At 74.3% G+C, this 1,016-nt stretch carries 2 protein-coding genes; both read left to right on the top strand.

Annotated elements, in window-relative coordinates; all coding sequences use genetic code 11:
* Positions 1–441, top strand: a 441-nt coding sequence (locus CH341_RS31505; RefSeq protein WP_111423671.1) for a helix-turn-helix domain-containing protein, incomplete at its 5' end; no start/stop codon positions are given.
* A 5-nt stretch (positions 442–446) separates the two neighbouring features.
* On the top strand, positions 447–884 hold the full coding sequence (locus tag CH341_RS31500; RefSeq protein WP_111423669.1) for a hypothetical protein: 438 nt from the start codon (positions 447–449) through the stop codon (positions 882–884).
* Positions 885–1,016 lie beyond the last annotated feature (132 nt).

Raw genomic sequence — 1,016 nt, 5'->3', positions numbered from 1 at the left:
CCGGTCGACCGCCACGTCGGCGGTCGGGTCCGCATGCGCCGCATGATGCTCGGCATGAGCCAGGAGAAGCTCGGCGACGCGCTCTCGCTGACCTTCCAGCAGGTGCAGAAGTACGAGAAAGGCACCAACCGCATCGGCGCCAGCCGGCTGCAGGAGATCGCAACCGTGCTGCAGGTGCCGGTCGCGTTCTTCTTCGAGGGCATGCCAGCCGACGGGGCGTCGCCCGGCCGCAGCCCCGCCGCCGAGCGCGCCGATGCCGCCGACGCCCGCATCGCAGCCGTCCTCGCCACCCCGGAGGGCCTCGCCCTGGTGGATGCGTTCGGGCGCATCGACGACGGCCTGCTGCGCCGCAAGCTCGTCGACCTGGTCGGCCATCTCGCCCGCCCGGCCTGGCCGGAGGCGACCGCCCTGCCCGCGCCGCACCTCGTCGCGGCGGAGTGACCGTCATGGCCGACGCCGACGTGCTGATCCTCCCGGTGATCCGAATCGATCGCTACGGCGATCGCCCGGTCGATCAGCCGCCGGCGCCGGTGCAGGGGCGGCGGCGCGCGAAGGCGCCGCCGATCCCGTCGGAGGACTGGGCCGCGATGGCGGACGGCCTCCTGGTCCGGTTCTCCCGGCAGTGGGCGGGCGACGCCGCCCTCTCCGTCACGGAGCTCGCGCGCGTCGCCCATCGGCTGGGCGCGCTCGACGATGCCGCCCTGGCCCGCAACCGGGCGCCGCTCGCCGCGCTCCGCCGCCTGCTCGAAGAGGCGGTACGCCGCGCCGACCACCACGCCGAGGAATGCCGTCAGGCACGGCGGGCTGCGGCGGAGCACACAGCCGAATCCCTTGCCGAAGCCGAGGAGGCCTCACCTGACCGAGCCCGATCCGACCACGACTGACGGCGGCGAAAGCGCGCCGCGGATTTACGTGGTCCAGAGCATAGGCGTCCGGTTCGCCCGCGACCTCGGGCGCAAGCGCCAGGACCAGCGCGGTCGCTGGAAGCACCGGGTGCAGATCGAAGGCGCCGCGGC

Source organism: Rhodoplanes roseus, from assembly GCF_003258865.1.
Lineage (GTDB): Bacteria > Pseudomonadota > Alphaproteobacteria > Rhizobiales > Xanthobacteraceae > Rhodoplanes > Rhodoplanes roseus.
Note: the sequence above shows the minus strand (reverse complement) of the source record. Positions and strands in the feature narration are given on the sequence as shown.

Bases quoted from the DNA above. Each gene is read 5' to 3' on its own strand.
- CH341_RS31500 (WP_111423669.1), top strand. From the start codon at position 447: ATGGCCGACGCCGACGTGCTGATCCTCCCGGTGATCCGAATCGATCGC.